This window comes from Alteromonas sp. KC3 (assembly GCF_016756315.1).
Taxonomy (GTDB): domain Bacteria; phylum Pseudomonadota; class Gammaproteobacteria; order Enterobacterales; family Alteromonadaceae; genus Alteromonas.
In genome coordinates this window covers 353,007-379,286 of record NZ_AP024235.1, presented here as the reverse complement: position 1 = coordinate 379,286, position 26,280 = coordinate 353,007, and the positions used below count along the sequence as shown (strand labels likewise).

At 45.4% G+C, this 26,280-nt stretch carries 25 protein-coding genes; 10 read left to right on the top strand and 15 right to left on the bottom strand.

Features of this window, described 5'->3' with window-relative positions; all coding sequences use genetic code 11:
* Window positions 1-329 precede the first annotated feature (329 nt).
* Entirely contained in the window at window positions 330-608 is a 279-nt protein-coding gene (locus JN178_RS01655) for a hypothetical protein (protein WP_202263286.1), read from the top strand.
* Between the two features lie 280 nt (window positions 609-888).
* On the opposite strand, the gene mrcB is transcribed toward JN178_RS01655, so the two are convergent.
* Entirely contained in the window at window positions 889-3,147 is a 2,259-nt protein-coding gene (mrcB, locus tag JN178_RS01650) for a penicillin-binding protein 1B (RefSeq protein ID WP_264180958.1), read from the bottom strand.
* 338 nt (window positions 3,148-3,485) lie between these two features.
* Between mrcB and JN178_RS01645 the strand changes: the two genes are divergently transcribed.
* On the top strand, window positions 3,486-4,760 hold the full coding sequence (locus tag JN178_RS01645; RefSeq protein ID WP_202263284.1) for a lytic murein transglycosylase: 1,275 nt from the start codon (window positions 3,486-3,488) through the stop codon (window positions 4,758-4,760).
* Between the two features lie 22 nt (window positions 4,761-4,782).
* Here JN178_RS01645 and hrpB read toward each other — a convergent pair whose 3' ends face one another.
* Window positions 4,783-7,389, bottom strand: a complete 2,607-nt coding sequence (gene hrpB / locus JN178_RS01640; protein WP_202263283.1) for an ATP-dependent helicase HrpB — start codon at window positions 7,387-7,389, stop codon at window positions 4,783-4,785.
* 99 nt (window positions 7,390-7,488) lie between these two features.
* Between hrpB and thpR the strand changes: the two genes are divergently transcribed.
* The 3 genes from thpR (at window position 7,489) to JN178_RS01625 (ending at window position 9,432) form a co-directional block, all read left to right on the top strand.
* Window positions 7,489-8,139, top strand: coding sequence for an RNA 2',3'-cyclic phosphodiesterase (thpR, locus tag JN178_RS01635; RefSeq protein ID WP_202263282.1), 651 nt, complete (start codon window positions 7,489-7,491; stop codon window positions 8,137-8,139).
* Window positions 8,140-8,259: 120 nt separating this feature from the next.
* Complete coding sequence (gene purU, locus JN178_RS01630) at window positions 8,260-9,114, top strand: formyltetrahydrofolate deformylase (protein WP_159627378.1); 855 nt, start codon at window positions 8,260-8,262, stop codon at window positions 9,112-9,114.
* Between the two features lie 87 nt (window positions 9,115-9,201).
* Window positions 9,202-9,432, top strand: coding sequence for a hypothetical protein (locus JN178_RS01625; RefSeq protein ID WP_159627379.1), 231 nt, complete (start codon window positions 9,202-9,204; stop codon window positions 9,430-9,432).
* 5 nt (window positions 9,433-9,437) lie between these two features.
* On the opposite strand, the gene JN178_RS01620 is transcribed toward JN178_RS01625, so the two are convergent.
* A complete protein-coding gene (locus JN178_RS01620) occupies window positions 9,438-9,956 on the bottom strand; it encodes a YgjV family protein (protein WP_159627380.1) in 519 nt (172 codons plus the stop codon).
* Between the two features lie 320 nt (window positions 9,957-10,276).
* On the opposite strand from JN178_RS01620, the gene JN178_RS01615 reads away from it, so the two are divergent.
* Window positions 10,277-12,460, top strand: a complete 2,184-nt coding sequence (locus JN178_RS01615) for a M3 family metallopeptidase (RefSeq protein WP_202263281.1) — start codon at window positions 10,277-10,279, stop codon at window positions 12,458-12,460.
* Between the two features lie 290 nt (window positions 12,461-12,750).
* Complete coding sequence (locus tag JN178_RS01610; RefSeq protein WP_202263280.1) at window positions 12,751-14,661, top strand: methyl-accepting chemotaxis protein; 1,911 nt, start codon at window positions 12,751-12,753, stop codon at window positions 14,659-14,661.
* A gap of 39 nt (window positions 14,662-14,700) precedes the next feature.
* Here JN178_RS01610 and JN178_RS01605 read toward each other — a convergent pair whose 3' ends face one another.
* Both JN178_RS01605 and JN178_RS01600 read right to left on the bottom strand, forming a co-directional pair.
* Window positions 14,701-15,288, bottom strand: coding sequence for a hypothetical protein (locus tag JN178_RS01605; RefSeq protein WP_202263279.1), 588 nt, complete (start codon window positions 15,286-15,288; stop codon window positions 14,701-14,703).
* A 163-nt stretch (window positions 15,289-15,451) separates the two neighbouring features.
* Entirely contained in the window at window positions 15,452-16,300 is an 849-nt protein-coding gene (locus JN178_RS01600; protein WP_202263278.1) for a hypothetical protein, read from the bottom strand.
* A gap of 198 nt (window positions 16,301-16,498) precedes the next feature.
* On the opposite strand from JN178_RS01600, the gene JN178_RS01595 reads away from it, so the two are divergent.
* A complete protein-coding gene (locus JN178_RS01595) occupies window positions 16,499-18,313 on the top strand; it encodes a cation:proton antiporter (protein WP_202263277.1) in 1,815 nt (604 codons plus the stop codon).
* Between the two features lie 301 nt (window positions 18,314-18,614).
* Here the strand turns inward: JN178_RS01595 and waaA are convergent, their stop codons facing one another.
* Window positions 18,615-19,925, bottom strand: a complete 1,311-nt coding sequence (waaA, locus tag JN178_RS01590; RefSeq protein WP_202263276.1) for a lipid IV(A) 3-deoxy-D-manno-octulosonic acid transferase — start codon at window positions 19,923-19,925, stop codon at window positions 18,615-18,617.
* 106 nt (window positions 19,926-20,031) lie between these two features.
* On the opposite strand from waaA, the gene JN178_RS01585 reads away from it, so the two are divergent.
* Window positions 20,032-21,156, top strand: a complete 1,125-nt coding sequence (locus tag JN178_RS01585; protein WP_202263275.1) for a glycosyltransferase family 9 protein — start codon at window positions 20,032-20,034, stop codon at window positions 21,154-21,156.
* A complete protein-coding gene (locus JN178_RS01580; protein WP_202263274.1) occupies window positions 21,153-22,274 on the top strand; it encodes a glycosyltransferase family 4 protein in 1,122 nt (373 codons plus the stop codon). The genes JN178_RS01585 and JN178_RS01580 overlap by 4 nt, the downstream gene beginning before the upstream one ends.
* A 55-nt stretch (window positions 22,275-22,329) precedes the next feature.
* On the opposite strand, the gene rpsQ is transcribed toward JN178_RS01580, so the two are convergent.
* From rpsQ to rplD, 9 genes are read right to left on the bottom strand one after another with little or no spacing between them, the layout of a single operon-like run.
* Window positions 22,330-22,587, bottom strand: coding sequence for a 30S ribosomal protein S17 (gene rpsQ, locus JN178_RS01575; protein ID WP_159627389.1), 258 nt, complete (start codon window positions 22,585-22,587; stop codon window positions 22,330-22,332).
* Window positions 22,587-22,778 (bottom strand): 50S ribosomal protein L29, encoded by a 192-nt coding sequence (gene rpmC / locus JN178_RS01570; protein WP_012516965.1) that lies wholly within the window; start codon window positions 22,776-22,778, stop codon window positions 22,587-22,589. The genes rpsQ and rpmC overlap by 1 nt, the downstream gene beginning before the upstream one ends.
* Entirely contained in the window at window positions 22,778-23,188 is a 411-nt protein-coding gene (gene rplP, locus JN178_RS01565) for a 50S ribosomal protein L16 (RefSeq protein ID WP_014997065.1), read from the bottom strand. Before rplP ends, rpmC begins: the two co-directional genes overlap by 1 nt.
* A gap of 2 nt (window positions 23,189-23,190) precedes the next feature.
* A complete protein-coding gene (gene rpsC / locus JN178_RS01560; RefSeq protein WP_014947978.1) occupies window positions 23,191-23,895 on the bottom strand; it encodes a 30S ribosomal protein S3 in 705 nt (234 codons plus the stop codon).
* A gap of 9 nt (window positions 23,896-23,904) precedes the next feature.
* A complete protein-coding gene (gene rplV, locus JN178_RS01555) occupies window positions 23,905-24,237 on the bottom strand; it encodes a 50S ribosomal protein L22 (protein ID WP_071816771.1) in 333 nt (110 codons plus the stop codon).
* Window positions 24,238-24,248: 11 nt separating this feature from the next.
* Window positions 24,249-24,524 carry a 30S ribosomal protein S19 gene (gene rpsS, locus JN178_RS01550; protein ID WP_012516961.1) on the bottom strand — a complete coding sequence of 92 codons (276 nt, stop codon included), beginning with the start codon at window positions 24,522-24,524 and terminating at the stop codon, window positions 24,249-24,251.
* A gap of 15 nt (window positions 24,525-24,539) precedes the next feature.
* Window positions 24,540-25,364: a 50S ribosomal protein L2 gene (gene rplB, locus JN178_RS01545; protein WP_202263273.1), complete on the bottom strand. Its 825-nt coding sequence runs from the start codon at window positions 25,362-25,364 to the stop codon at window positions 24,540-24,542.
* Window positions 25,365-25,378: 14 nt separating this feature from the next.
* Window positions 25,379-25,678, bottom strand: a complete 300-nt coding sequence (gene rplW / locus JN178_RS01540; protein WP_039217760.1) for a 50S ribosomal protein L23 — start codon at window positions 25,676-25,678, stop codon at window positions 25,379-25,381.
* Window positions 25,675-26,280 (bottom strand): 50S ribosomal protein L4, encoded by a 606-nt coding sequence (rplD, locus tag JN178_RS01535; RefSeq protein ID WP_012516958.1) that lies wholly within the window; start codon window positions 26,278-26,280, stop codon window positions 25,675-25,677. The genes rplW and rplD overlap by 4 nt, the downstream gene beginning before the upstream one ends.

Here is a 26,280-nt window from a genome sequence, read left to right as displayed (position 1 = left end):
TGTAATCTCCCCTGTATATCCTATCAATACCCCTACCTACTTTAAGGTCAAATGCTCATACTTTCTTTCCACTTAGCCTTTTTGACCAACTCTTTTTCAAAATAACTAAATTTTAGTCTTTAGCCTTTCGTCTAACTATCACATAAATTTTTATTTAAAAAATAAAACCATATTTATCAGTAACTTAATTTAATTTTAAAAATTGGCACATCCCTCGCAATAAACTAATTGTTAATTGATAACGACTTAATATCGAAACCTTTGCAATACGATAGCTGCCACGCAGTATGTTTCAGTGCAGTGTCTAACTTTTTATTTTGGAGATTATTATGTTTACCGCTCGCAAACTTTTCACTGCATTGACTTTAGCCACTAGCGTAATGAGTGCAGCTGCTTTTGCTAACGAAGATAACTTAACAAGCTACACCGACTACATGGTAGAAAGTGCAGTTATGGATGTTAAGCAAAATATGGAACTTGGTGTGACCTATGACGTGCTTACTGCAAGTCACAAATTTGAGCCTGAAGTAAGTGAAGAAAATACCTTAGTGGCTGAGATTACCATTACACCAATTGAGTCTATTAGCGTAAACGACAACGACGCATAAGGAACTTGCCATGTTAACCGCCAGTACATTATTTATGTTGGTACTTGGCCCCTTTATCGCCTTTATGGTTAGCGCCCTTTTGTTTTCGACAGCACGACTGTTTTTGCAAAAAGGGCACTGAAAACGCCTTAAACGGATATCGATGAAAAAGATGCCAGACCGATAACGATTTGTTCCCTTTGCCTTCCCTGGGCCTGTGCTCCAGAGGGAGATAGAAAGCACCGAGTAATCCACTAAAGCCAAGTGATTGTGTTTTCTATCTTCTTACTGGGGCTTTTTTTTATCCGAAGATCCGTTCCCACCAACTCTTTTCTTTCTTAGTATCCTTATCTTTAACCGGACGGCCAGAACAGTCTTGTTGCGGTGGCGGTAATACATCTAATATCGCAGGCACACTTAAGCTACCCGCACAACCAGCCACGACTACCGCGCCACTGCGTGCATCAAAGTGAGCAATACCAAGTCCTTCTGGGAATCGGCGGGAAAGCGACTTGGGAGATTGAGAGCGCATATAATTGATAAATACCGGTAATGCTCCACCAGCCCCCGTAAGATTCACAGGCTGGTTATCGTCGTTACCTACCCAAACCGTGACAACATTATTTCTATCGAAACCACTAAACCAACTATCGCGATAGTCGTCCGTAGTCCCCGTTTTGCCCGCCATGTTGATGTTGCCAAAGTTAGCGCCTACACGCTTTGCGGTGCCGTCAGTTGTGACTTTGTACAACGCATAGTTCAGAAGATACGTTGCTGCTTCATCGGTGCGCTGCGAATAATACTCGGCTTTCTTCCACAACAGCGCATTTTCTGCTGTCACTACCGATGTCACGGTATGCAACGGAATGTAACGACCATCATTCGACAATGTTTGGTACATTTGGTTAGTGGCAAACGGTGTAAGTTCAAATGCGCCAAGGGTTAACGAAGGAACTCGTTCTGATGGCGCGGTAACTCCTAAGCGCTCGATGGTATCTGCAATGGCATCAAGCCCTACTTGCATACCCAAATTCACCGTTGGAATGTTCAGCGACTCAGTTAGCCCTTGAAGTAATGGCACTTGCCCTCTAAACGTTTTGTCGTAATTTTGTGGCGACCATTGTTGGCCATTTTTGCTTTCAAGGGTAATAGGCTCATCAGCGAGGGGCGTTGCCAGATTAAATTGCGTCGGATCTTCCAGTGCAGTCAAGTAAACGGCTGGCTTAATTAATGAACCAATAGGTCGCTTTGCCTCAAGGGCGCGGTTGAAGCCTTTAAATTCAAAGTCTTTTCCGCCAACGATAGCGCGGACTTCACCACTGGCGCTATCGGTCACCACCATAGCCCCTTGTAACTCAACTTTTCTGTCTTTTTGCAACCCATTGAGTGTACCTGCCAGCGACTTCTCTGCACGACGCTGAGCAACAATGTCCAAGGTCGTAAACACTTTCACACCTGAATCTCGCAAACTAGGCTCAGCCAGAATGTCGTTGAGTTCACGGCGCACCTGCTCCATAAATGCTGGATGTTTTCCGCTTGCTAAGCTTGCGCCACTCGCCAATCCAAGCGGCATATTAATGTACTGCTCGTACTGCTGCCGATTTATCTCATTTTCATCAAATAGCATTCTCAATACTAGGTCACGACGCTCTTTGGCGCGCTCGGCGTACTTACGTGGATTGTAATAAGAAGGCCCTTTGATAATCGCAACCAAAGTTGCAATTTCTGGCACACTGAGCTCGTTAGCTGGACGGTCAAAGTAGAAGTAACTCGCCAACCCGAATCCATGTACAGCCATGTCGCCATTTTGCCCTAGAAAAACTTCGTTGAGGTAGGCTTCGATAATTTCTGACTTACTGTAACGTGCATCTATGATCACCGCCATTAACGCTTCTTTGGCCTTTCGCACAATTGAGCGTTCCCGCGTTAAGAACATATTCTTCACAAGCTGCTGGGTGAGTGTACTGCCGCCTTGAACCGTGCGCCCCGCGGCAATGTTTGCCATTAACGCTCGCAAAATAGAAAGCGGCGCAACGCCATGGTGATTATAGAAATTTCTATCTTCCACAAGCGTTAGGGCTTTCGGCAGCATGTCTGGGATAGTGTCGAGGGTAACCAGCATTCTGTCTTCGTGCGAGCCACTGGTCATACGCGTAACTAGCCAAGGTTCAAGCCTGACTGTTCCAAAAGGCCTGTCTTGTGATTTATCATAAATTTCCCCAATACGCGCCCCACTCCATGTGACGACTAGATGACGTAATGGCTCTGCGCCGTCTGGAAATTGAAACGCTCGGCGCTGCACATTAAGCACCTTATTTTGATAACTGTACTCACCGCTGCTATTGGCAAATGCAACCTTGCGATAGCCAAGCAACTCAAGCTCATCGATAACTTCTTGAGGTGTAATTTCTTCGCCTTTACTTATCGCTAATGGACGGGCAAATATTTGGGCAGGAACCTCCCACTTATTACCCGAAAATGAATGCTTGATTTGCGCATCTAGGTAAAACGCGTAAGCGCCCACTACAACCAAAACCACAAGGCATAAACGCCAAAACAGCGTAAATAACCAGCGACGCTTAGGCGAACGCTTCGTTTCTTTTTCCGTTGAAGATTTTTTAGCTGATGATGTACGAGTAGATTGTTTTTTTGCCACAAGAAAACGCCATGAAGAGATTGTGAATGCTATCGCTATACTTGCGAATTAAGCGCGAAGAAGAATGTCTGTATAACATTACCATTGTGACCCACCAGCAACAACTTTTTGCTATGAGCCTTTCAATAAAACGAAACAACCAATGTATACGCGTCATAGCTTTTAAAAGCACAAGTGAATTTTACTCGCGTTTAACAGTCACAATGCGATAGCATGCTATTACGCAACACAGGAATGGTACTATGCGCTCTATTTTTCAGTCTTCTTTTTCTTCTCGACTTTTGCTTTCTCGTCGCAAGCTGCGCTCATCGATTGCACTGTTAGTCAGCTGCATGTCGCTTAACACTGCGTTGGCTAATGAACAGTTTTCCACATGTACAGCTGCACTTGCAGACAAAGCGGCAAAAGACGGGGTTAGCCAAACGACTATCGACGCAATCTTTCCCCACCTTGTCCATCAAGATCGTGTTATTGAGCTGGATCGCAGTCAGCCCGAATTTGTACAAACATTTCCAGGCTACTTCAGTAAGCGAGTTACCGATTGGCGTACCAATAAAGGTAAAGAGATGTATGACAAGCACGAAGCGTTACTGCATAAGCTAAGCGATAAGTACGGCGTGCCGCCTCACTATCTACTTGCGTTTTGGGGGCTAGAAACTAACTTTGGCAGCTATAAAGGCAAAATGCCTGTTCTTGATTCTCTAGCCACCCTTGCCTGTGACAAACGCCGAAGCACCTATTTTACGCAAGAGTTTCTCGTTGCCGTTAAGCTTTTTGAACGTGAGCAACTCACTAGAGAGGAGATGGTCGGCTCATGGGCGGGTGCGATGGGTCATACGCAGTTTATGCCTTCTGCTTACACTAACTATGCCATTGATGGCGACGGTGACGGACAAATTAACTTGTGGGCAAGTGAAGAAGACGCGCTGTCCTCAGCAGCAAACTTTTTGTCAAATTTAGGTTGGGAAGCCGGTTACAGATGGGGACGCGAAGTTAAACTACCCAAAGACTTTGACTATCAGCAATCTGGCTACAAGAATCGCAGACCACTTTCTGACTGGCATTCGCAAGGCATACAAAAGGCAGATGGCAGTGAGTTGGGAGAAGGCGATACCAACGCCTACGTGATTGTTCCTGCGGGCCACGAGGGACCCGCGTTTATTGCATATAAGAACTTTCGCGTGATCATGCGTTGGAATAATTCTGAATTCTACGCCATTGCCGTTGGTGTGCTTGCCGATAGAATAGCTGGCGCGTCAGGTATTAAAGCTGACCTACCAGATTTGCCTGCTTACAGCCGTAAAGACATTATCGCGCTACAGAGTAAACTCAATGCGCTAGGCTTTGATGTTGGTAAGCCCGACGGTATTATCGGCCCTGCCACCCGTGAAGGCATTCGCAATTATCAAATTGCCAACAACATGATTGCTGACGGCTTCCCAGGTCTCAACGTCATGGCCGCGCTTGATGTTACGCTTGAACGCGACAAAGCAAAGAACAATGAAAAAGCTTCATAAAAAGGACCGATAAAACGAAACTTTACATATGTTTTTTAGTTTTGTTGGTTGGCACAGCATTGGCCGGATCGTCCGGCCAAAAATGCTTGGGGTAGCGCCCCTTCATCTCTTTTTGAATCTCTTTGTAGCTACCTTGCCAGAATAGTCCTAAATCGCTGGTTGTCTGAAGTGGCCTTCCTGCAGGTGATAATAGCTCACAGATAACAGTAACTCGGCCATCCGCCAAAATGATGGGTGTGGTTTGTGAATACATCTCCGGCATTTTAACAGACAAGACCACATCACCACTTTTGTGATAGCAAAGCGGCGCACTGCGCCCCGTTGGAATAGTGACAGTTGTCGGCAGCTGTTTCGCTAATGCGTTTTGCTGCGGCCATGACAATCCGTTATTTAGCGTTGCTTTCCATGGCAGCTTTTCCAACGCCTTAATTGAATGACACTGTGCTAGCGCGTCTTGTAAAACATCTTTAGCTTTATGAACCAACGCCCCTAAAGAACGTGGCCATGCTGCATTACCATCGTACGCATCGCTCTGGGGCAGATTTAGCTCCCCAGCGAGTGCTACTCGATGCCACCATTGCCAATCTTCTTCTTTTAACGGCCAGTCCTCTATTGCAAGCTTTTCGAGATAATCAATCCACGCATCGACCAACGCATCGCGCCAAAAAGCGCTATTTTCCGCTTTCTCTTGACCCGATACGGGTAAGCTATTGAGAGTAATTTCATAAAATCCTTGTGTGACTCGCGCTTCCATTTGCCCCGTTTCAGCATTCAGTCGAACACTGCGCTTTTCACTAAATGCGTCTTCAAATGCCACTCTCAACCACGCCTCTGGCACCGCTTGCGCTAAGCGAATTGCAACCATACTGCCAAGCAATTGACCTTCCAACACAGCAACCCACTGTGCATTATTAACGCCGTTTCGCGTTTTATCGTTTAACACGCCTTTGGTGTTTTGCAATTGTGCACCTTTGCCACTGGCCAGTTTGTACTCTAGCGCATTGGTTGAGCCAGCCCGTCCGTCGTTGGCGCTTCGCAAGTAGCCTACTTGCAGCGGAAATGCGATAGCGATACACAGTCCAAGCGCGTCTGAATCTATCGCCTCAATGGTTAATTGTGACGCTTCAATACCAACGTATTTTGCATAGCGCTTAGCTTGATTTAGTAGCTGACTGCGTGTATTTGAACTTGCTGAAAGTAATGCGTCGTGTAAATCGCTGTTTTGAGCTAGTCCCGCAGTATTTTCACTTAACGCGACCACAAATGGCGCGGCATGTTTCAACAAGACATTGGTTGGTGTATCCAGTCCTTCAATACCGTGGTAACAAGTCAGCAGTAAATGCGCCAAATGAGGCTGACACGGCAGTTGCGCAAGCCTTCTTCCGTACTGCGTTATAAGGTTATTGTGCTCTAATGCTTTTATGCGAGTGAGTTTTGCTTGTGCGCCATTCATTTGTGCAAGTGAAGGCGTAGTGAGAAGTGCCAATGTATCAGGCGTACTTCCCCATGCATAAGTATCAAGTAAAAAGCTACTGATATCCTCTTTTTCGATTTGTGCTGCACTAAACTTGGCTAAACGCTCGAAACTATCTTTGCTGCATAACCTATAACAGATTCCCTCACTTACGCGCCCCGCCCGCCCCATTCGCTGAATAGCAGATGCTTGCGATATGCGTTGCCAAGCGAGTTCTGTGATGTCGCTTGCAACATGATATTGCGCGCTGTTTTCCCACAAACTGTCGATAACAATACGTACTCCTTCAATTGTTAAACTGGTTTCGGCAATATTGGTCGACAAAATGATTTTACGTCGTTTTTGTGTATCAGGCGCAATCGCTGCATGCTGCGCCTCTTTACTTAGCGCACCATAAAGGCAATGCAGTGCGACATCTCTTTGTTCGATAAATGCAGATAGATTTCTTGCCACGGCATTGATACTTGCTCGCCCGGGTAAAAATACAAGAATATCACCGTCATGGGCCTCTACCGCGTGTTTCACGGCGTCTGTAACGCGCGGCACAACATCACTTGCTAGACTATCTTTGGTATAGCGAACGTCTACGGGAAAAGTACGTCCTTGTGTAAAAAGTGTCTCTACTTCACAGTCGCTGTGTGTTTTCAGTAGATTACTTAACGGGTCGACATCAAGTGTTGCCGACATGACTACCAGGCGTAAGTCATCGCGTAGTCCAGCTTGCACCTCTAATGCCAGCGCCAGCCCAAAATCACTGTGAATGCTGCGCTCGTGAAACTCATCGAAAACAATAATGGCTATGCCTTCTAATTCGGGGTCTTGCTGGATCATGCGGGAAAGAATGCCTTCGGTAATGATCTCAAGTTTTGTATCACTAGATACCTTTGTTTCCCCTTTAATGCGATAACCAACTGTTTTGCCTACAGGCTCACCTAACAGCTTCGCCAAGTAATCTGCTAAATTTCTTACTACAACTCGGCGAGGTTGCATAAGCAGTACTTTTCCCTCTGTGCACGCTTGTAATAGCGCTAAAGGCAGAACGGTAGATTTACCTGCTCCGGGCGGTGCTCCAATAATGACATTACGCGCTGAAATAGCCTGTATAAGCGGTGTAACTAATTCGTAAGCGGGCAAATGTGAAAGCGGCTGTAACATAAAGAAAATAAAGGTGATATAAACTACGTAATGCTATTGTACCTGTTTTTTGCTCATCACGTTTTCCTTCACACTGATTAAAAATAACGAGGTAACATTATGCGTTGTTTTGTAGGGTTAGATTTAAGTACAACCGAAAAGCTTGCGCTTGATAGTTGGCGACAACAAGCATTACCTGAAGTCATGCCGCGCGACAAGCGCGTTGAGCTTACTCGTAAAAATAAGCGCAGTGATATCAGTGGTGTTGCATCAAATAAACATGGCTTGGTACAGCCTTATGCAGTTCCTGCAGCGAATTACCACATCACATTATGCTTTTTGGGCGACATAACCCATCGCCAACACGAGGCGTTAGTTTACGAACTCGATAATATTGTTAGCGAGCCGTTTTCGCTTACCTTAGATGTGACAGGTCTGTGGAACGGTCCCAAAATTCTATTTAGTGCCCCATCCTCACCGCCCAAAGCACTAATGGAATTAGCGAGATACACCCGAAAAGCGGCACGCAGCGCTGCAATAGAGGTAGAAAGTAGAGAATACAAACCCCACGTCACACTGGTGCGAAAGGCAACGAGCGCACTCCCGCTGCCACTTTATAGTCCAAGTGTTGATGTTCATGCTTCTGCTTTTCATTTGTTCGAGTCACTCTCAACCCCACAAGGCGTAACCTACCCCATACGCCATTCTTGGGCACTAAAGCACACTATGTCGGTACGTGAAAAGCTACGCAGAGGAATAACAGACGAATAAAGGACGACATTCATTATGAGTTATTCAAATTTAAGCTGGTACTGTATGACCATTGCGGTTTACTTCAGCAGTTCTAAGCGGTAAAAAGGGGTCCTGTTTTTAGAATTTTTGCAAATATCCATGCAACAAACATTTAGATTAGTCATCGACTGCCCCGACCAAATCGGGCTAGTTGCCAGCGTATCTCAGTTTCTCGCTGACCATAACGCCACCATTGTTGAAGCCAGCCACCATACCGATTTACAAACCGGTCGCTTTTTCATGCGCCATGAAATTAGCACAGACTCGCTAAAGTTAGATCATCACAGCTTTGTTAAAGAGTTCACCCCGCTTGCCAACGAATATCAAATGAATTGGAAACTAAGCGACTCAAACAAAAAGCAGCGCGTTGCGTTATTAGCAAGTCTTGAGTCTCACTGTTTAGTTGACCTGCTTCACCGCTGGCATACTGGTGAACTGCATTGTGATATTCCTGTCATCATCGCTAACCACCCCCAAATGAAACAGTTTGCAGATTGGTACAAAGTACCTTTCCACTGGGTTGACTTTAAAGCGTTGGGTAAAGAAGCGGCGTTTGCACAGATCGCTACCTTGTTGCAAGAATACAAAATTGATTTAACGGTGCTTGCCCGTTTTATGCAGATTTTACCCGACACGCTATGCCAAGAGCTGCAAGGTAAAGCCATTAACATTCACCATAGTTTTCTACCTAGCTTTGCCGGCGCCAAGCCTTATCAGCAAGCGTACGACCGGGGTGTAAAATTAATTGGGGCAACCTGTCACTACGTAACAAAAGATCTCGACGAAGGCCCAATCATCGAACAAAGCGTCAAACGCATCAGCCATAGCGACAGCGCACAAGACATGGTGAGAAAAGGTAAGGATTGTGAAGTTACCGCACTTGCGCACGGCGTGCGCTACCATTTAGAAGACCGTGTGATTATTCATCGCAATAAAACAGTCGTATTTGCATAACGATGTACTAACTCATGACCTCAATCAATATCCAATGCAATGGAGTTATGTAAGCTAGCAGTATGGGTAGTAAAACGATGAACTGTCATGATAAAAGTGTTGAAATGGGTAATGGTCAGTGGTGTTTTGCTTTTTATACTGGGGCACTACATCATCAGCTATTCCGGCCTTCCTGAAAAAATAGGGGTTAAGGGCATTTATCTTGGTGCGTTCTGCATGGCCATTGGACTTGCCATGTCGCTGCCTACAAAAATGTACTTAACCTTTCTTTTCGTTACGCGTGAAAATCGTTTACGTACGCATACTAAAAAGCACTAGCGCTACTACACAGCACTTACGCGTATCGCTTTTCTAAGTCGTAGGTAGTACCACATATTAGAGGCCGCAAAAAGTGCTTCTGTAATAGCCAGCCCCCATGTTTGAGTGATAATGCCGTAAATTGTGAAGTTTAACGAGCCGACAATCATGCAAACGCGAAGCCCTGCTTCTTTGCAGTGAAGCTCACCGAAACGATACGCCATAAAAGTGAATACCGGCATCGTTTCAATAAAAGATGTCTTTCCTGTTAGGTTGTTCACAGTGAGCACGATACACATCATTGAGATTAGCGTAACGTAAGTTGCAAGTGGCGATAGTAACTTTTGTTTAATTAGACGATAGCTGGTGCTTAGCCCTGCTACGGTAATCACAATAGCGCCACCCCACGCTTGCTCGAAAACCAATAAAGATCCGATTGCGACACATAATCCAAGATTTAATAGCAATAATTTACGTTCGGTATTAGACCAAAACGAGGCGAGAGCAAAAGCAACAGGAAAAGTGTGCAATAGTAATTCGAACATTGTGTGTCACTTAAATTGGCGAACAATCCATTACCACAGATGCGGTAAACCAAAAAACGCGCGCAGTGTAAATTCCGTACAGCGTAAAGCCAATAAAAATTTAGCGTATTTCGACGAATTACATGGCACAACGACAACGCACTTAAACCGTTATGTTGCAGGGAATTACGTTAAAGGACATTTAACTTATATTTACATTGTCTTAAGATGAAGTGAACCTGTTGTGCTATGCAATACGTTTTTAGCGATGTAACGCGAAATAACGTACTGCATAGTTCGACAGCGTAAGTACAAAACCATAACAAAAGACAGGAATATCCATGGGTAAATTTAAAACATCGCTTACTGCTATCGCGGTAGTGATTGCATTGGGCGCATGCTCACAACAAGCGCCAGAAAGTACCAGCACAGAAGCGCCAAGCGCTGCAAGCACAGAACAAGCACAATTCGATAATGTTTTACTTCAAGAGTTTAAAGGCCCATATGGTGGGGTACCTGCTTTCGATAAAATGAAACTTGAAGATCTAAAACCAGCACTTGAAAAAGCCATGGCACTCAATTTAGAAGAAATTGAAGCTATTGCGAACAATGAAGCGCCCCCCACTTTCGAGAATGTAATTGTGGAAATGGAGCGCGCTGGTGCTGAGCTCAGTCGCGTTTTTACCTACTACGGCATTTGGAGTGCTAACAAATCAAGCGCTGAATTTCGTGAAATTCAAGCTGAAATGTCACCTAAGCTTTCTGCGTTTTTCACTCAAATTACGCAAAATGAAAAACTATTTGCGCGCGTAAGAGCGGTATATGAGTCTGATGCGTTGAAAACACTAACGCCAGAAGAGCAGCGTATTACGTGGATGACTTACAACAATTTTGCGCGCAATGGTGCAACCCTAGATGGCGACGCTAAAAAACGTTATGCAGAAATCAACCAAGAGTTAGCGACACTTCACACGAAGTTCTCAAACAATATTCTTGCCGATGAAGAAAACTATGTCACCTACATTACCGAAGCGCAGCTCGATGGATTGCCAGCCTCGTTCGTAAAGGCTGCCAAAGCGGCAGCAGAAGCGCGTGGTGAGGCTGACAAGTACGCCATTACCAATACCCGCTCTTCGATGGATCCATTCCTAACGTACTCTACAAATCGTGAGTTACGCGAAAAAGTATGGCGCACCTACTATAACCGTGGTGACAATGCCGATGACTTCGATAACAACGAAATTATCAAACGTATACTTACACTTCGAGACGAACGCGTTGAGCTATTGGGCTATGAGAATTATGCACAATGGCGCTTAGAAGATCGCATGGCGAAAAACCCAGAAAATGCCATGGATTTGATGATGAAAGTATGGCCTGCAGCTATTGCCCGTGTTGAAGAAGAAGTGGCAGATATGCAGGCAATTGCTGACGAGGAAGGCGCAGACATCACTATCGCACCGTGGGACTACCGCTTTTATGCAGAGAAAGTGCGCCAAGCGAAATACGATTTAGACTCAAATGAAGTCAAGCAGTACCTACAGCTAGATAAATTGCGTGAAGCAATGTTTTATGTGGCTGGACGCCTATTTAATTTCAACTTTACACCTGTTGAAGAAGGTAAAGTGCCAGTCTTCCACGACGATGTTAAAGTGTGGGAAGTGACAGATAAAGACAGTGGTGAGCACATTGGTCTGTGGTATCTCGATCCGTTTTCTCGCAAAGGCAAGCGCTCTGGCGCATGGGCAACGACATACCGCTCTTACACCACATTCGATGGTAAGAAAACCGTACTGTCTTCAAATAACTCAAACTTCGTAAAAGGTGCTGAAGGCGAAGCAACCCTAATTTCGTGGGACGATGCCGAAACATATTTCCATGAGTTTGGGCATGCGTTGCACTTCTTATCGTCAGATGTTGAATATCCTTCATCTCACTCTGGTGTTCGCGATTACACAGAATTCCAGTCACAGTTGCTTGAGCGGTGGTTAACGACCGATGAAGTGATTAACCAATTCTTGGTTCACCACGAAACTGGCGAGCCAATTCCGGCTTCTCTTGTTGAGAAAATTAAGAAGGCTGCAACCTTCAACGAAGGCTTTAAAACAACAGAATACATGGCCTCTGCCATCATGGATCTGAAATATCACACGACTGATCCGAGTAAGATTGAGCCTGACGCGTTTGAGCGTGAAGAGCTTAAGAAGCTAAATATGCCAGAAGAAATTGTGATGCGTCACCGTTCTCCACATTTTGGTCACGTCTTCTCTGGTGAGGGCTATGCAGCTGCATACTATGGCTACATGTGGGCAGAAGTGCTTACCGCTGATGCCGCAGAAGCATTTATGGAAGCCCCTGGTGGTTTTTATGATAAAGAAGTCGGTGATAGATTGGTTAAGTACCTATTCTCGGTACGCAACGCGATGGACCCCGCTGAGGCGTATCAAAAGTTCCGCGGCAGAGATGCCAAGGTGGACGCACTAATGCGAGACCGTGGCTTCCCGCTACCTAAAGATAGCGAGTAGTCAGCTTAACGTCCTAAAAGAGCCACTCTATGAGAGCCACTCTATTGAGTGGCTTTTTTATTGACCCACTGGTCAGTTTTGAAGCACAATTATCGAGTGTCTTCATGAGTGCTGTTCAAAAATCGTAAAAGATTAACTTTTATTGTCACCATGCCGATATAAACCACTGTACACAACTATAATTATAACAGTGCGTGGTTATTTTCTAGCGTTTGCTAGATATTCCTTGGACGTTGCGGTGCCTGCAATGCCACGTCATTTTTCAGCATTAACTAACGTGGTCGAAAGTCATGACTTTCAGTATAAAACAAAAACTTATCATCTCATTGGTTGTTGCAGTTTTAGCAGCAGCTGTACTAGTAGGCTCTATAAGTCAATGGATTGCGCGTGACCTTGTAAAAGAAAACGTAGAGCAAAACCAATTACCGTCGCTACTGCAACAAATTGGCAACCGCGTAGATCGCGAGGCCAGTGTTATGCTTACTGTTGCCCATAGCGTCGCGTCAAACCCAGATATACTTGCATGGTCTGCTGCTGGCGCAGACAATGCCGGCGAAAAAAGATTAGTCAGCTATCTCAATAATATAGTCGCATTCAACGAATTAACCGTGGCCTCATTCGTAGACAGAAACACCTACAAATATTGGAACCAAGACGGCTTTTTACGTGAGCTTAAAAATGATGAGTTTGATGGGTGGTTTTTTGCCTATAAAGACTCTGGTCAGCCTGTATCACTAAGCCTTTACAATGAGCCAGGCCAAGGCTACAGACTTTTTGCAAACTATCAGCAAGTCAACGGTCGCGGGATGTCGGGTGTTGCAAAATCTGTAGACGAATTACTCGATATTATCAATGCCGTAAAAATTGCTGAAACAGGCTTTGTTTATCTTGTTGACGGTAGCGGCACTATCATCGCGCATCCAGACACCAACCTATTGGGTAAAGCAAAATTATCCTCTGTGAGCGACTCTCAAGCGGCAAGTAAGCTGCTTACCAAGCAACGTTTTGCCATGACAACCAGTGATCATGATGAAGGTACGCTCTTGTTTGCGAGCACCTATGTCGAGAAAGCGGGTTGGTATGTAATTGCACAGGTACCTGAAAGCGAGCTCTACGCATCAATCAACGCAGGCAGCCGCCAAATCATTTTGTGGGCATTAGCGATTGCGGGTGCGTTTACGTTTATCGGTATTTGGCTCGCAGGCAGTTTAACTAAGCCTCTAGAGTCGCTCGCTGACGTATTTCAGCAGCTCGGCCGTGGTCAAGGTGACCTGCGCTCGCGTATCCCAATGCCTGAACAAAAAGAGATTGCTCGGTTGGTCGAAGGCTTTAATAACTTCATCGATCACTTGCATGGCACCATCTCTCAAGTTGCCAAAACCAGTCATGCATTGAAAACATCTGCGGAAGATGTCGCTAAGCAGTCACAGCAAACTGAGCATTCTACTAAAAGCCAACGCGACCAAACTTTACAAGCAGCCGCCGCGCTTACCGAGATGGGAAGCACTGTTAACGAAGTAGCCCACTCGGCAACGCAAGCAGCGCAAAACGCAAATACAGCAACTACCAACTCGGCTCATGGCAGACAAATTACTCAGCGTGCTGTTCATGCAATTAAGGGGTTGTCTCAACAGATTCAAGATGTATCAGGTGTTATTCAATCGCTCGATGAACACACTGCAGCCATTGGCGGCATTTTGGATACCATTAGAGGCATTTCAGAGCAAACCAACTTACTGGCACTTAATGCGGCGATTGAAGCAGCACGCGCGGGCGATCACGGTAGAGGATTCTCTGTCGTCGCAGACGAAGTGCGTACTTTGGCGCAACGCGCTGCCAGTGCAACTGATGAAATTCAGGTAAAAATTGATAAGTTTCAGCAAGACTCAAAATCAGCGGTGTTGCAAATGGAATCAAGCAGAGAACGTACCGAGGATGTGGTATCTGCTACCGATGAAATTGACAAACTTTTACAAGATATTGCCGATGAAATTGCGCACATCAATGATGTTAATACTCAGGTAGCAACCGCTACTGAAGAGCAGGCCACCGTGGTCGAAGATATAAGCCGAAATATTAACGACATCAGTGCATCAAGTGAAGAAACACTAAATGCCACTCAGGTATTGGTGAGTGTTAGTGACAAGCTTGATGAGCTAGCGCAAGAGTTATCGACAGAAGTCAGTCGCTTTAAACTCTAGTTGCGGTAATCGTTTACATTGACATGCATGCGCTGGCACCTAGAAGGTAAAGGCGTATTGCACTTTCACTTGGTTGTCGCGACTAGTTCGCCAAGGTAGGGTAAGGGAAGCACCATCAGCTTCCCACGATTCTTGTAGTGCGCCAATGGTGAGAAGGTGAGAATCTTCTTTGAATGGCACTTCCAGATATATACCTGCTGTTCTGCTTGTGGGAAGTTGTATTGTATCAGCCACTGGAATGCGCATTTCATGGCGAGGACGCACTTTGTGACTCAATCCCACACGGTAATCGCCCTTATCCCACCAGCTGACCAATTCAAACTCATGACTTCTCACCCGCTGTGACAAAACACCATAATCCAAAAGCCCTTTGTTATAGTGCACTACCGCTTCTACATTGAACTGAGGTGAAATTTGCTGACTTAGAGCAAGTTGATATTGCTTCTGCTTACAGCCTTTGAATTGGATTTTGTTTTTGGTAAGTGAAACAGAAAACGCATTGTCGTCAGAGGTATATTGATTTATCCAACGCTCGGCTTTTTCGACCGCAGAAGCGCTCGCCACTGTTGATACTAACAGACAGGGACACACACATACTGCTAAAAGTGGCTTGATAATACGACGCATATTCGCTGCCTCTTCACTGTGATCGAAAACAACTTTCTCTCTTCACAATTTCAGTATAGACAGGAAATGTATTGGTTGGGTATTAGCCATTTTACTAATAGACTAATTGTGATAACTAACCCCGTGAGTGCGTATAATGTACGTCGCTTTTGTTGACGTTAACTCAACGCACTACCGCTCGATTGAGCGTTGCTTGTCGCCCTTCTGTCGCTTCTTCACTAAACCAGTAGTCTCCTGATGAGTCGACGCACACGCCTTCTACTTGCTTATAAGATTTAAGTGGCCACACATTAATTACCGAAAATGTCGTTGATACTTGAGCTAGAAAAGCAGAAAAATTCCCGAAGGGGTCTGATTTGTATCCAGTAAAAACATACAAATTACGCTTTTTATCAAAATCAGCACCCGTTATTACACCTGGCAGACCTTCAATATCGGCAATGGGGCTTAATATCTGCGACGATTCACCTTCGTTGATACGATAAACATGGCCTACACCGGTGCGCCAGCTTTTCGAAAATAACAATAAGCCCTCTGGCGCCTTTACCATTGCTTCTGCGTCGTAATCGTGGGCATAGGGCATATTAGCGGAAGGATCGTTTTTAGCGTATTGAAGTGTGAGTTCGCTAAAGTCGTTCACGTCGCTACGGCTTACTTTGTAAATACTTACTGTCGCTCTACGCCCTTTATTATTGCCAACATCAGCAATATAGTAAGCTTTATCGTCTGCAGAGATAGCTTCCCAGTCGCGGTTAGTAAGCGCCAACTTATCTTCATTATTTACGCTACCAGTGCGGGAAATCGAAAACACCACAGGGGCGTTACCAGAGTCATTTAACGAATAAAGCACCTCATCTTCACAATATAAACCAGAGGTTTCAGCGAGTACGAGTGGCAGTACAACACTGTTTTCTATTTTCAATTCGGCAGACGGCTGTGGATAGTGGATAGCACACGCCGCAATTGTGAAAAATAAAATGACTACAAAACAGTAGCGAATGTGCGTATTCAACCGAGAAATCCAAATAATAGTATCTTGAGATAATATCAGAACAGACGAACGGAGGCGGTGCTTTTTACAGCGTATTTCAGTGTGTTGGTCTAAACTTTATACACCGCCGTATAAAGCCGCATTAGTCTAAAGTATCGTTATGACAATTACTTAGGCTGATATACATTGGAATAATACAAAAACACTAAGGACACACTTTTGTCAGATCCGCTACTTTCTCTTGTTGCCGTCGGCTTATTATCTATTGGCTGCCAGTATCTTGCCTACAAAGTCAGGTTGCCTGCTATTCTACCGCTGTTAATTGTAGGTATTGTTGTTGGTCCAGTGTTTGGCGTGCTTGATGCAGACGCGCTATTTGGCGATCTACTTTTTCCAGTTGTTTCCTTATCAGTCGCTATAATTTTATTTGAAGGCTCGCTAACGCTAAAGTTTGGCGATATTGCAGGCCACGGCAATATGGTACGCAACTTATGCTCCATTGGCGTATTGGTTACATGGATAGTCGCTGCCACTGCTGCACACTACAGTCTTGATCTGTCATGGCAGCTGTCATTTTTGTTCGGTGCAATTGTTACCGTAACCGGTCCTACTGTAATTGTCCCCATGTTGCGTACCGTACGCCCAAAAACAAACCTGGCAAATATTTTACGGTGGGAAGGGATTGTTATCGATCCTATCGGTGCTTTGCTCGCGGTGTTGGTATTTGAGTTCATTGTAGCGTCTCAAGAATCTGCAATAACGCATACGCTCATCGCGTTTGGCAAGACGATTGGTATTGGCTCAGTTCTCGGACTTGCTTCTGGGTACCTATTGGGCATTTCAATCCGTAAAGAGCTAATTCCTCATTACCTTCTCAATACTGCTGTACTCACAATCATTCTTGGCGTGTTCGCAGCGTCCAATTACGTCGCGCACGAATCGGGGCTACTTGCTGTGACCATCACAGGTATGGTGCTGGCCAACATGAAAGATGTTGAGGTAGAGGATATTTTAGAATTTAAGGAAACACTCAGTGTTTTGCTTATTTCAGGGCTCTTTATATTGCTTGCCACACGTCTTAATCTTCAGTCGGTCATTGATGTAGGCTGGGGCTCAGTGGTCGTGTTAGCCGCCATCATGTTCGTCGCAAGGCCACTTTCCGTATTAGCGTCGTCAATAGGCACAGGGTTAAAGCTGAATGAGTTGGCCCTACTGAGCTGGATTGCACCACGGGGAATTGTTGCTGCGGCTGTCTCGGCGTTGTTTTCTTTGAAGCTCGAAGAAATAGGCTACGAGGGAGCAGGTATCATTGTACCAATAGTGTTCATGGTTATTATTGCGACGGTAGTAGTACAAAGCTTAACGTCTCGAACTGTGGCATCGTTGTTAAAAGTGCGCGCGCCCGCACCTACTGGTTACCTATTATTTGGCGGCAGTAAGTTTAACCGGACTTTAGCCGCTGAAATGATGAAACAAAAAATAGATGTAACGATTGCAGACACAAACTGGGACGCTATCCGCGAAGCTAGAATGGCCGACATTCCAGTCTATTTCGGAAACCCAATGTCAGATCACGCTGCCCGACACCTTGATATAGCAACATTTGGCACAGTACTGATTATGTCACCGTACAAGCAACTTAACCCACTTATTGCTTATCACTTCGAATACACGCTAGGTAAAGACAAAGTATGGGCATTAACCAACAACGAACAGTCAGCACGACCAAGTCACCAAGTAAGCGAGCAGTACGCGAAAAAGCTAACCTTGTTCGATGAGGGCGTAACATATGGCTACCTTGCCTCTGCGATAGCAAGAGGTGCAATGGTGAAAACCACAAGGCTTTCTGACGAATTCACTTATGAACAATACAGTAAGCAGTATGGTGTAAGAGCAACGCCACTTATCGCGATAAACAGCGAAGGCAAAAGTTATACATTCATCAATGGCAATAGCATTGAACCCAAAGCTGGTTGGCGAATTATTAGCCTTATTGAGCCGGAGCGCAGCGAAGAGAAAATCGTAGAGTCTTGAAGTAAGAAAACCTCCTGCCCATCGGCAGGAGGCCTCTCCCTGGAGAACGCGTGACACAGTGCTCCGTTGCCAGAAGCGTTATTGTTAATGTTTTACCATTGTCACACTGTCGTGCTTTTTATAGCAATACCAAGGCCATAAAAGAAATATCCATTTAGAACAGCATGTTAAGCTAAATCAACGTGTTAAACGAATCACGATTTCGACGTATTTAAACCACTTTAGTGCATGCAGCGCACCATTACGGGGTTCGAATTTTAACCAAACCATTGAAAAACTGGCACTTCTTTTAGCGCACGCTTCACTGTAAATACTGCTTTATACACGTTAGCGTTGTCTCAAGCGCTCCACTATTTTCATCTAAAACATCTCGCCCAGCCTTACCTGCTTTAGAGCGTTTGTCAGGTTCAGACAACCATGCACTCAGTTTGTCTGCTATTTGTTGAGCGTCTTCCACAATACTTAGCGCTCCCCGTTCCTGTAAGTATCCGCATATAACAGGGTTATTGTAGGTGTGGGGGCCCATCATAATGGGAATGGAAAAAGCTGCAGGCTCAAGTGCATTGTGCCCGCCTCTATCGGCTATCGAGCCGCCTACAAACGCAAATGTGGCAACAGAATAGGCTTGATTCAACTTCCCCATTTCATCGAGTAGCACGATATTAATGTCGTCAGCGACGTCGCTAACTTGTGAGCTTCTCACAAAAGATAGGCCGCGCTTTTCTAGAATCTTGGCCACAACGTCAAACCTTTCAGGATGTCGCGGTACAATAACCACACGCATACTGGGACATAGCGTCCACAAGCGTTGTACTGCGTCAAGAATGGTGGTTTCTTCAGGTTCATGGGTACTACCCGCCACCAAGATAGGTTTAATTGAATGCTCAAGTCCTAAGAAATGCTGTTTCTCACCTGATAGCGACGCGACTTGGTCAAACTTAATATTATTGGTTAACGTGAGTTTATTGCTCGGCACACCCAACCAAGCATAGTTTTTAAAGTCTCGCTCGCCCTGAGCACAGATGTGATTAAGCTTCTCGAGCATGGGATTAAACAACTTCCCGATTTTTTTGTAACGACGCGCTGATCTATCAGTCATCCGCGCATTTATAACCATCACTGGTATTTCGCGCTTCCAACAGGCATGTATTAGATTTGGCCACAACTCGACTTCAGTGATGAGTACTGCTTTTGGCTTAACCCGCTTTAGCATACCTGCCATGGCCATGTGTAAGTCATATGGAAGATAGAAGTGATGCACCTTGTCACCGAAAATGGCTCTCACTCGCGCCGAGCCTGTTGGTGTTGTTGTTGTAATGGTTATCTGGGCTTCAGGCTCATCTTCAATTATGCGTTTAATAAGACAAGACGCGGCAACAACTTCGCCTACCGATACGCAGTGAAAAAGGTACCCACCTGATTTAGCAGGTGTAGCAACAAAACCGAAACGCTCAAAGCGTCTGTGATTGTAGTCTTTGTTACGTGTTTTACTTCGCAACATCAACTGCAGAAAAGCAAAGGGAATGAGCAGCGTTAAAATCGATGAGTATATCCAGCGACAGACATCTTCGATAAAAGTAGGTTTGTAGCCGTTTTTGTCGGCAGCAAACATAGTTAAGTCCTTAGCATTACACGGTGTAATGTAGCAGTCATTAAACTGACTCTAAACTGTGTTGTTATTTTTGGCTATTGTCACGAATCGCTCTAAAAGACTTTCAATGCCACAACAACATCAGCGAGTTTTGTTTATTCGGTTAAGCGCAATAGGCGATATTGTAATGGCTTCAGGTCTGCCGTCTAGCATTAAACGAAGTTACCCCGATTCAAAGCTGACTTGGCTAGTTGAAGCGCCATACAAAAGCCTTGTGCAATCACACCCCTATGTTGACGATGTCATTACTTGGCCCAAATCAGACTGGCAACGACTGGTAAAAGATAAACAGTACTGGCAGCTATGTAAAACCGTATGGGCATTTAGGCAACACTTGCAGCAACAACATTTTTCAGTTGCGATAGAAGCACAAGGACTAATCAAAAGTGCGTTTTTTGCATTTATCAGCGGCGCCAGAATGCGTATTGGTTTTAAGAGTAAAGAGCGCAGCCATATTCTGCTCAACAAGGTAGTCAATAAACCCACGTCACCGAGCATTTCAAGTGAATATAAGAAACTCGCTTTCTACATTCATACGCTCGTAAATGGGACTTCTTTAAATGCAAAAAGTGAAGTGCGTTATGCCAATGCTATCAGTGCGTTTGATTATGATATGTGCATTGCGGTGAGTGAAGATAAAGCAAAAAGTGCGCAAGCAACTGCAGCAACCTTAGGCCTAGATACACCCTATATTGCTATAGCCCCCTTTACAACTCGCCCCCAAAAGCATTGGCCACTCACCCACTGGCAGACGCTTATAGCGCTTATACGCAGTGAAACAACCATGCCTATCGCAATTTTGGGTGGCCCCAAAGACGCCGCTCACGCTGAGGGGTTAACGTTTGATAACGATGATGTCGTTTCACTGGCAGGTAAAGTGAGCTTAGATGAGTCCATAAGCCTAATTAACACCTGTTTTGCCTTTGTCGGTGTGGATACAGGTTTAACGCACGTAGCGACATGCTACAAAAAGCCGACTGTAGCCTTATTCGGATCAACGCGCCCCTATACCCAAACAAACAGTATTTATACCCATGTGCTTTTTGAGGATATGGATTGTGCACCATGCAGAAGAAGACCAAGCTGTGATGCCAAGTATGACTGTATGAAAAATTTGTCACCTAAAAAGGTCTTTAGCAGTTTATTGCCGTATATAACAAGTATTCCAGTAAAGACTAAGGACGTCACTTGAGTAACAGCGTACTCCACATAGAACTTGGACGTCATTTGTATGGCGGTGCCAAACAAGTTGCTTACTTGATTAAGGCACTAGAAACAAATAGTGTCATTGAGCAGCACTTGTTATGTACCGATGACAGTGACATTAGTAAAGTCAGATTTGACAGTTGCCGCATACATCCAATTGCTTACAAGGGTGAGGCTGATTTCTTCTGTATAAAGCGAATGTTGGACGTTGTTAAGTCGGTCAATCCCTCTATTATTCATGTTCACAGTCGTCGTGGCGCAGATGTTTGGGGCGCAATACTTGCTAAAATCACCGGAATTCCCGCCATCTGTACTCGGCGAGTTGATAATCCCGAGTCAAAATTTGCCTATTACAAATACAAGCAATATGACGCAGTCATCAGTATTTCTCATGGCGTCCAGCAAGTGGTTTCACTGCACTGCGAAGGCGTAGTTCATCAAGATGTCATCCACTCAGCAATAGACATTGATGAGTACTCCCAAGGCGCTGACAGGGCGTGGCTAAACAGTACGTTTGATATACCCGACGAACACCTCGTCATTGGCAATTTCGCGCAGTATATCTCTAGAAAAGGCCAAGCCGATATCATTCTGGCGATGCAGGATGTTATAGCACAAAACCCAAATGTTACCTGTTTACTCTTTGGCAAAGGGGCATTACAAGAGAGCTATCAAGCACTTATTGACCGTCATAAACTACAGAACAATGTAAAACTATGCGGCTTCTCAAAAGATGTTGCCAAAATACTGCCTTCTATTGATATCGTCATTCATCCGTCGTATACCGAAGGATTGGGCGTCATTTTATTGCAGGCTGGTGCGAGCAAGTGTGCCGTAATAGCCAGTCCTGTCGGCGGTATACCAGAGGTTATTAAGCATGATGAGACGGGACTTATGGTTGCACCAGGTGATATTGACGGTATAGCGGAAACCCTGCTTGACCTTATGGATAACAGTGACAAGCGTACGCGTTTAGGTAACGCATTGTTCGAGCACGTATGCAGCGAATTTAGCATCGAACCAATGATGAAAGCCTACAGTGAACTGTATTTTTCTTTAATCTCCCAATCGCCTGATACTTCGCTCAAACGTGTCGTAAAATAAAAACAAAAAAGCCGCTCGAAAGCGGCTTTTTTAAGACTTTGAAAAAAGTTAGCGATTAAACGCCAGCTTTTTCTACAACGTCAACTAAAGTCCAAGTTTTGTTCTTAGACAATGGGCGACATTCACGTACTGTTACTACGTCACCTTGGTTGCACACGTTGTTTTCGTCGTGGGCGTGAAGCTTAGTAGAGCGCTTGATGAACTTCCCGTAGATTGGGTGCTTAACAAAACGTTCAACTACAACAGTGATGGTTTTATCCATCTTGTTGCTAACCACACGACCTTGTACTGTACGAATTTTTTGCTCAGTCATTACGCATCAGCCTTTTGAGTCAGAATGGTTTTAACACGCGCGATGTTACGACGTACTTTTCTCAACTGATCAGTTTTTTCAAGCTGACCTGTTGTGTGCTGCATGCGCAGGTTGAACTGTTCGCGTAGCAGGTTAATCAACTCTGCGTTCAGCTCTTCTACGCTTTTGTCTTTCAGTTCAGTCGCTTTCATTACATCACCGTCCGAGTTACAAAGGTTGTTTTAAATGGCAGTTTAGCCGCTGCCAATTCAAACGCTTCGCGTGCTAGAGCTTCAGGAACACCTTCCATCTCATAAAGAACACGACCAGGCTGAATTTGGCATACCCAGTACTCAACGTTACCTTTACCTTTACCTTGACGCACTTCAAGAGGCTTCTCAGTAATTGGCTTGTCAGGGAAAACTCGAATCCAAATTTTACCTTGACGCTTAACGTGACGAGTCATAGCACGACGCGCTGCTTCGATTTGACGCGCAGTCATTCGACCACGGCCAACTGCTTTAAGGCCGTAAGTACCAAAGGCAACAGTATTACCCGCTGCTAAGCCGCGGTTGCGGCCTTTGTGCATCTTACGGAACTTCATGCGTTTTGGTTGTAACATGATTAGCCCTCTCGCTTAGCGTTGCGGCCTTTCTTCTTAGGTTGAGCAGCTGGTGCTTGCTCTTGAGTTGTAGGTAGACCACCTAGAACTTCACCTTTGAAGATCCATACTTTAACGCCGATGATACCGTAAGTAGTTGACGCTTCAGAGGTTGCGTAATCGATGTCCGCACGGAAAGTGTGCAGAGGAACGCGACCTTCACGGTACCATTCAGAACGTGCAATCTCTGCACCGCCCAAACGGCCGCTAACTTCAACTTTGATACCTTTCGCGCCTAGACGCATTGCGTTTTGAACCGCACGCTTCATAGCACGACGGAACATAACACGACGCTCTAGCTGGCTAGAGATGCTGTCAGCTACTAGCTGGCCATCTAGCTCTGGCTTACGTACTTCAGCGATGTTGATCTGAGCTGGCACGCCGGCTAGCTTAGATACGTAGTTACGCAACTTCTCTACGTCTTCACCTTTCTTACCGATTACAACGCCTGGACGAGCAGTGTGAATAGTTACACGGATGCTCTTAGCAGGACGCTCGATCACGATCTTAGAAAGTGAAGCGTTCTTAAGTTGTTTAGTCAGATACTGACGTACCTGATGATCGTTATACAGGTTGTCTGCATAGTCTGCAGTATTAGCGTACCAGGTAGATGTCCATGGTTTGCTGATACCCAGGCGTATACCTGTAGGATGTACCTTCTGTCCCATTATCTACTCCTAGTTATCCGCTACAACCACAGTGATGTGACTGCTGCGCTTGAAGATACGATCAGCACGGCCTTTAGCACGTGGCTTGATACGTTTCATAGTTGGACCTTCGTCAACGAAAACTTTAGACACGCGAAGTTCATCGATGTCTGCGCCTTCGTTGTGCTCTGCGTTAGCAATCGCAGATTCCAATACTTTCTTTACTAGCGCTGCGCTTTTCTTCGGGCTGTACGTAAGAAGCTCAAGAGCTTTCTCAACGTGCATTCCGCGAATTTGATCCGCAACCAAGCGTGCCTTTTGAGCCGACGTGCGGGCAAAACGGTGTTTAGCTAATGCTTCCATCTTCCTACCCCTTAACGTTTAGCTTTCTTATCCGCGACATGGCCGCGGTAAGTACGCGTTGGCGCAAATTCGCCCAACTTGTGGCCGACCATTTCGTCACTAATAATGACAGGTACATGTTGTCGACCGTTATGGACCGCAATGGTCAACCCAATCATATCTGGGATGATCATAGAACGACGAGACCAAGTTTTGATTGGTTTACGTTCGTTCTTTTCCACTGCAGCCTCTACCTTCTTCAGCAAGTGAAGGTCAATAAAAGGACCTTTCTTGAGAGAACGTGGCATGGTGAATCCTCGCTATTACTTGTTACGACGACGTACGATAAGCTTATCAGTACGCTTGTTGCTTCGGGTTTTCTTACCTTTAGTAGGAACACCCCAAGGAGTTACTGGGTGACGACCGCCAGATGTACGACCTTCACCACCACCGTGTGGGTGATCAACCGGGTTCATGGCAACACCACGAACGGTAGGACGAACACCACGCCAGCGTGTAGCACCAGCTTTACCTAGTGAACGAAGCATGTGCTCTGCATTACCAACTTCACCAATGGTGGCGCGGCAATCAGAAAGAACTTTACGCATTTCGCCAGAGCGTAGACGTAGGGTAACGTAGTTTCCGTCACGTGCTAGGATCTGAGCGTAAGCACCAGCAGAACGTGCGATTTGTGCACCCTTGCCAGGCTTCATTTCAATTGCGTGTACAACAGTACCTACAGGGATGTTACGCATAGGTAGTGTGTTACCAGACTTGATCGGAGCGTCCGAACCAGACTGGATTGCATCACCTGCTTTCATACCCTTAGGAGCTAGAATGTAACGACGTTCACCGTCTGCATACAATACTAGAGCAATGTTCGCAGAACGGTTTGGATCGTACTCTAAACGCTCAACTTTAGCTGGAATGCCGTCTTTGTTGCGTTTGAAGTCGATTACACGATAGTGTTGCTTGTGACCACCACCGATGTGACGAGTCGTGATACGACCACCGTTGTTACGACCACCAGACTTGCTGTTTTTCTCTAGCAAAGGCGCGTAAGGTGCACCTTTGTGCAGGTCAGGATTAACGACCTGAACAACGTGACGACGACCGGCAGAAGTTGGCTTAGCTTTCAATAATGGCATTTCTAATCCCCTTCTTACTCAGCACCACCGACAAAGTCGATGTCCTGACCTTCTTTAAGAACCACGTAGGCCTTTTTCCAGTCGCTGCGCTTACCGAAAGACATGCCGTGACGCTTGGTTTTACCCTTAACGTTCACAGTACGAACACCTTCAACTTCAACTTCAAACAGTTTTTCAACTGCTGCTTTGATTTCAGCTTTGTTCGCGTCTTTAGCTACTTTAAATACAACTGTGTTGTTCGCTTCAGCAGCCATAGTAGACTTTTCTGAAACGTGAGGTGCTACTAGCACCTTCAGTAGACGTTCTTCTCTCATGCTAACGCCTCCTCAAGTTGTTTAACCGCATCAGCAGTCATTAGCACTTTTTCAAATGCAATCAAGCTCACTGGGTCGATGCCTGCTACGTCACGTACGTCAACTTTGTACAAGTTGCGCGCCGCTAGGAACAAGTTCTCATCAACTTCAGGAGTAACGATTAGAACGTCATTTAGTTCATATTCGTTAAGTGCAGAAATAAGAGCTTTAGTCTTAGGTGCGTCAACACCGAACTTCTCTACAACAACCAAACGGTCTTGACGGATTAGTTCAGACAAGATGCTCTTGATCGCACCGCGATACATTTTCTTGTTAACTTTTTGGTCAAAGTCACGAGGCTTAGCTGCGAAAGCACGGCCACCGCCAACCCAAATTGGGCTACGGATTGTACCAGCACGCGCACGGCCAGTACCTTTTTGACGCCATGGCTTCTTACCGCCACCACGAACTTCAGCGCGAGTTTTCTGCGCTTTTGTACCCTGACGAGCACCTGCACCGTAAGCTACAACTACCTGGTGTACCAGGGCTTCGTTGAATTCACGTCCAAAGGTCGCTTCGGATACTTCAAGAGCGCTTTGCGCGTCTTTCAATGTTAATTCCAT

Coding starts and splice junctions, on each gene's coding strand:
- JN178_RS01655 (WP_202263286.1), top strand. CDS start 330: ATGTTTACCGCTCGCAAACTTTTCACTGCATTGACTTTAGCCACTAGC.
- JN178_RS01645 (WP_202263284.1), top strand. CDS start 3,486: ATGCGCTCTATTTTTCAGTCTTCTTTTTCTTCTCGACTTTTGCTTTCT.
- hrpB (WP_202263283.1), bottom strand. CDS start 7,389: ATGTTACAGCCGCTTTCACATTTGCCCGCTTACGAATTAGTTACACCG.
- thpR (WP_202263282.1), top strand. CDS start 7,489: ATGCGTTGTTTTGTAGGGTTAGATTTAAGTACAACCGAAAAGCTTGCG.
- purU (WP_159627378.1), top strand. CDS start 8,260: ATGCAACAAACATTTAGATTAGTCATCGACTGCCCCGACCAAATCGGG.
- JN178_RS01625 (WP_159627379.1), top strand. CDS start 9,202: ATGATAAAAGTGTTGAAATGGGTAATGGTCAGTGGTGTTTTGCTTTTT.
- JN178_RS01620 (WP_159627380.1), bottom strand. CDS start 9,956: ATGTTCGAATTACTATTGCACACTTTTCCTGTTGCTTTTGCTCTCGCC.
- JN178_RS01615 (WP_202263281.1), top strand. CDS start 10,277: ATGGGTAAATTTAAAACATCGCTTACTGCTATCGCGGTAGTGATTGCA.
- JN178_RS01610 (WP_202263280.1), top strand. CDS start 12,751: ATGACTTTCAGTATAAAACAAAAACTTATCATCTCATTGGTTGTTGCA.
- JN178_RS01605 (WP_202263279.1), bottom strand. CDS start 15,288: ATGCGTCGTATTATCAAGCCACTTTTAGCAGTATGTGTGTGTCCCTGT.
- waaA (WP_202263276.1), bottom strand. CDS start 19,925: ATGTTTGCTGCCGACAAAAACGGCTACAAACCTACTTTTATCGAAGAT.
- JN178_RS01585 (WP_202263275.1), top strand. CDS start 20,032: ATGCCACAACAACATCAGCGAGTTTTGTTTATTCGGTTAAGCGCAATA.
- rpsQ (WP_159627389.1), bottom strand. CDS start 22,587: ATGACTGAGCAAAAAATTCGTACAGTACAAGGTCGTGTGGTTAGCAAC.
- rpmC (WP_012516965.1), bottom strand. CDS start 22,778: ATGAAAGCGACTGAACTGAAAGACAAAAGCGTAGAAGAGCTGAACGCA.
- rplP (WP_014997065.1), bottom strand. CDS start 23,188: ATGTTACAACCAAAACGCATGAAGTTCCGTAAGATGCACAAAGGCCGC.
- rpsC (WP_014947978.1), bottom strand. CDS start 23,895: ATGGGACAGAAGGTACATCCTACAGGTATACGCCTGGGTATCAGCAAA.
- rplV (WP_071816771.1), bottom strand. CDS start 24,237: ATGGAAGCATTAGCTAAACACCGTTTTGCCCGCACGTCGGCTCAAAAG.
- rpsS (WP_012516961.1), bottom strand. CDS start 24,524: ATGCCACGTTCTCTCAAGAAAGGTCCTTTTATTGACCTTCACTTGCTG.
- rplB (WP_202263273.1), bottom strand. CDS start 25,364: ATGCCATTATTGAAAGCTAAGCCAACTTCTGCCGGTCGTCGTCACGTT.
- rplW (WP_039217760.1), bottom strand. CDS start 25,678: ATGAGAGAAGAACGTCTACTGAAGGTGCTAGTAGCACCTCACGTTTCA.
- rplD (WP_012516958.1), bottom strand. CDS start 26,280: ATGGAATTAACATTGAAAGACGCGCAAAGCGCTCTTGAAGTATCCGAA.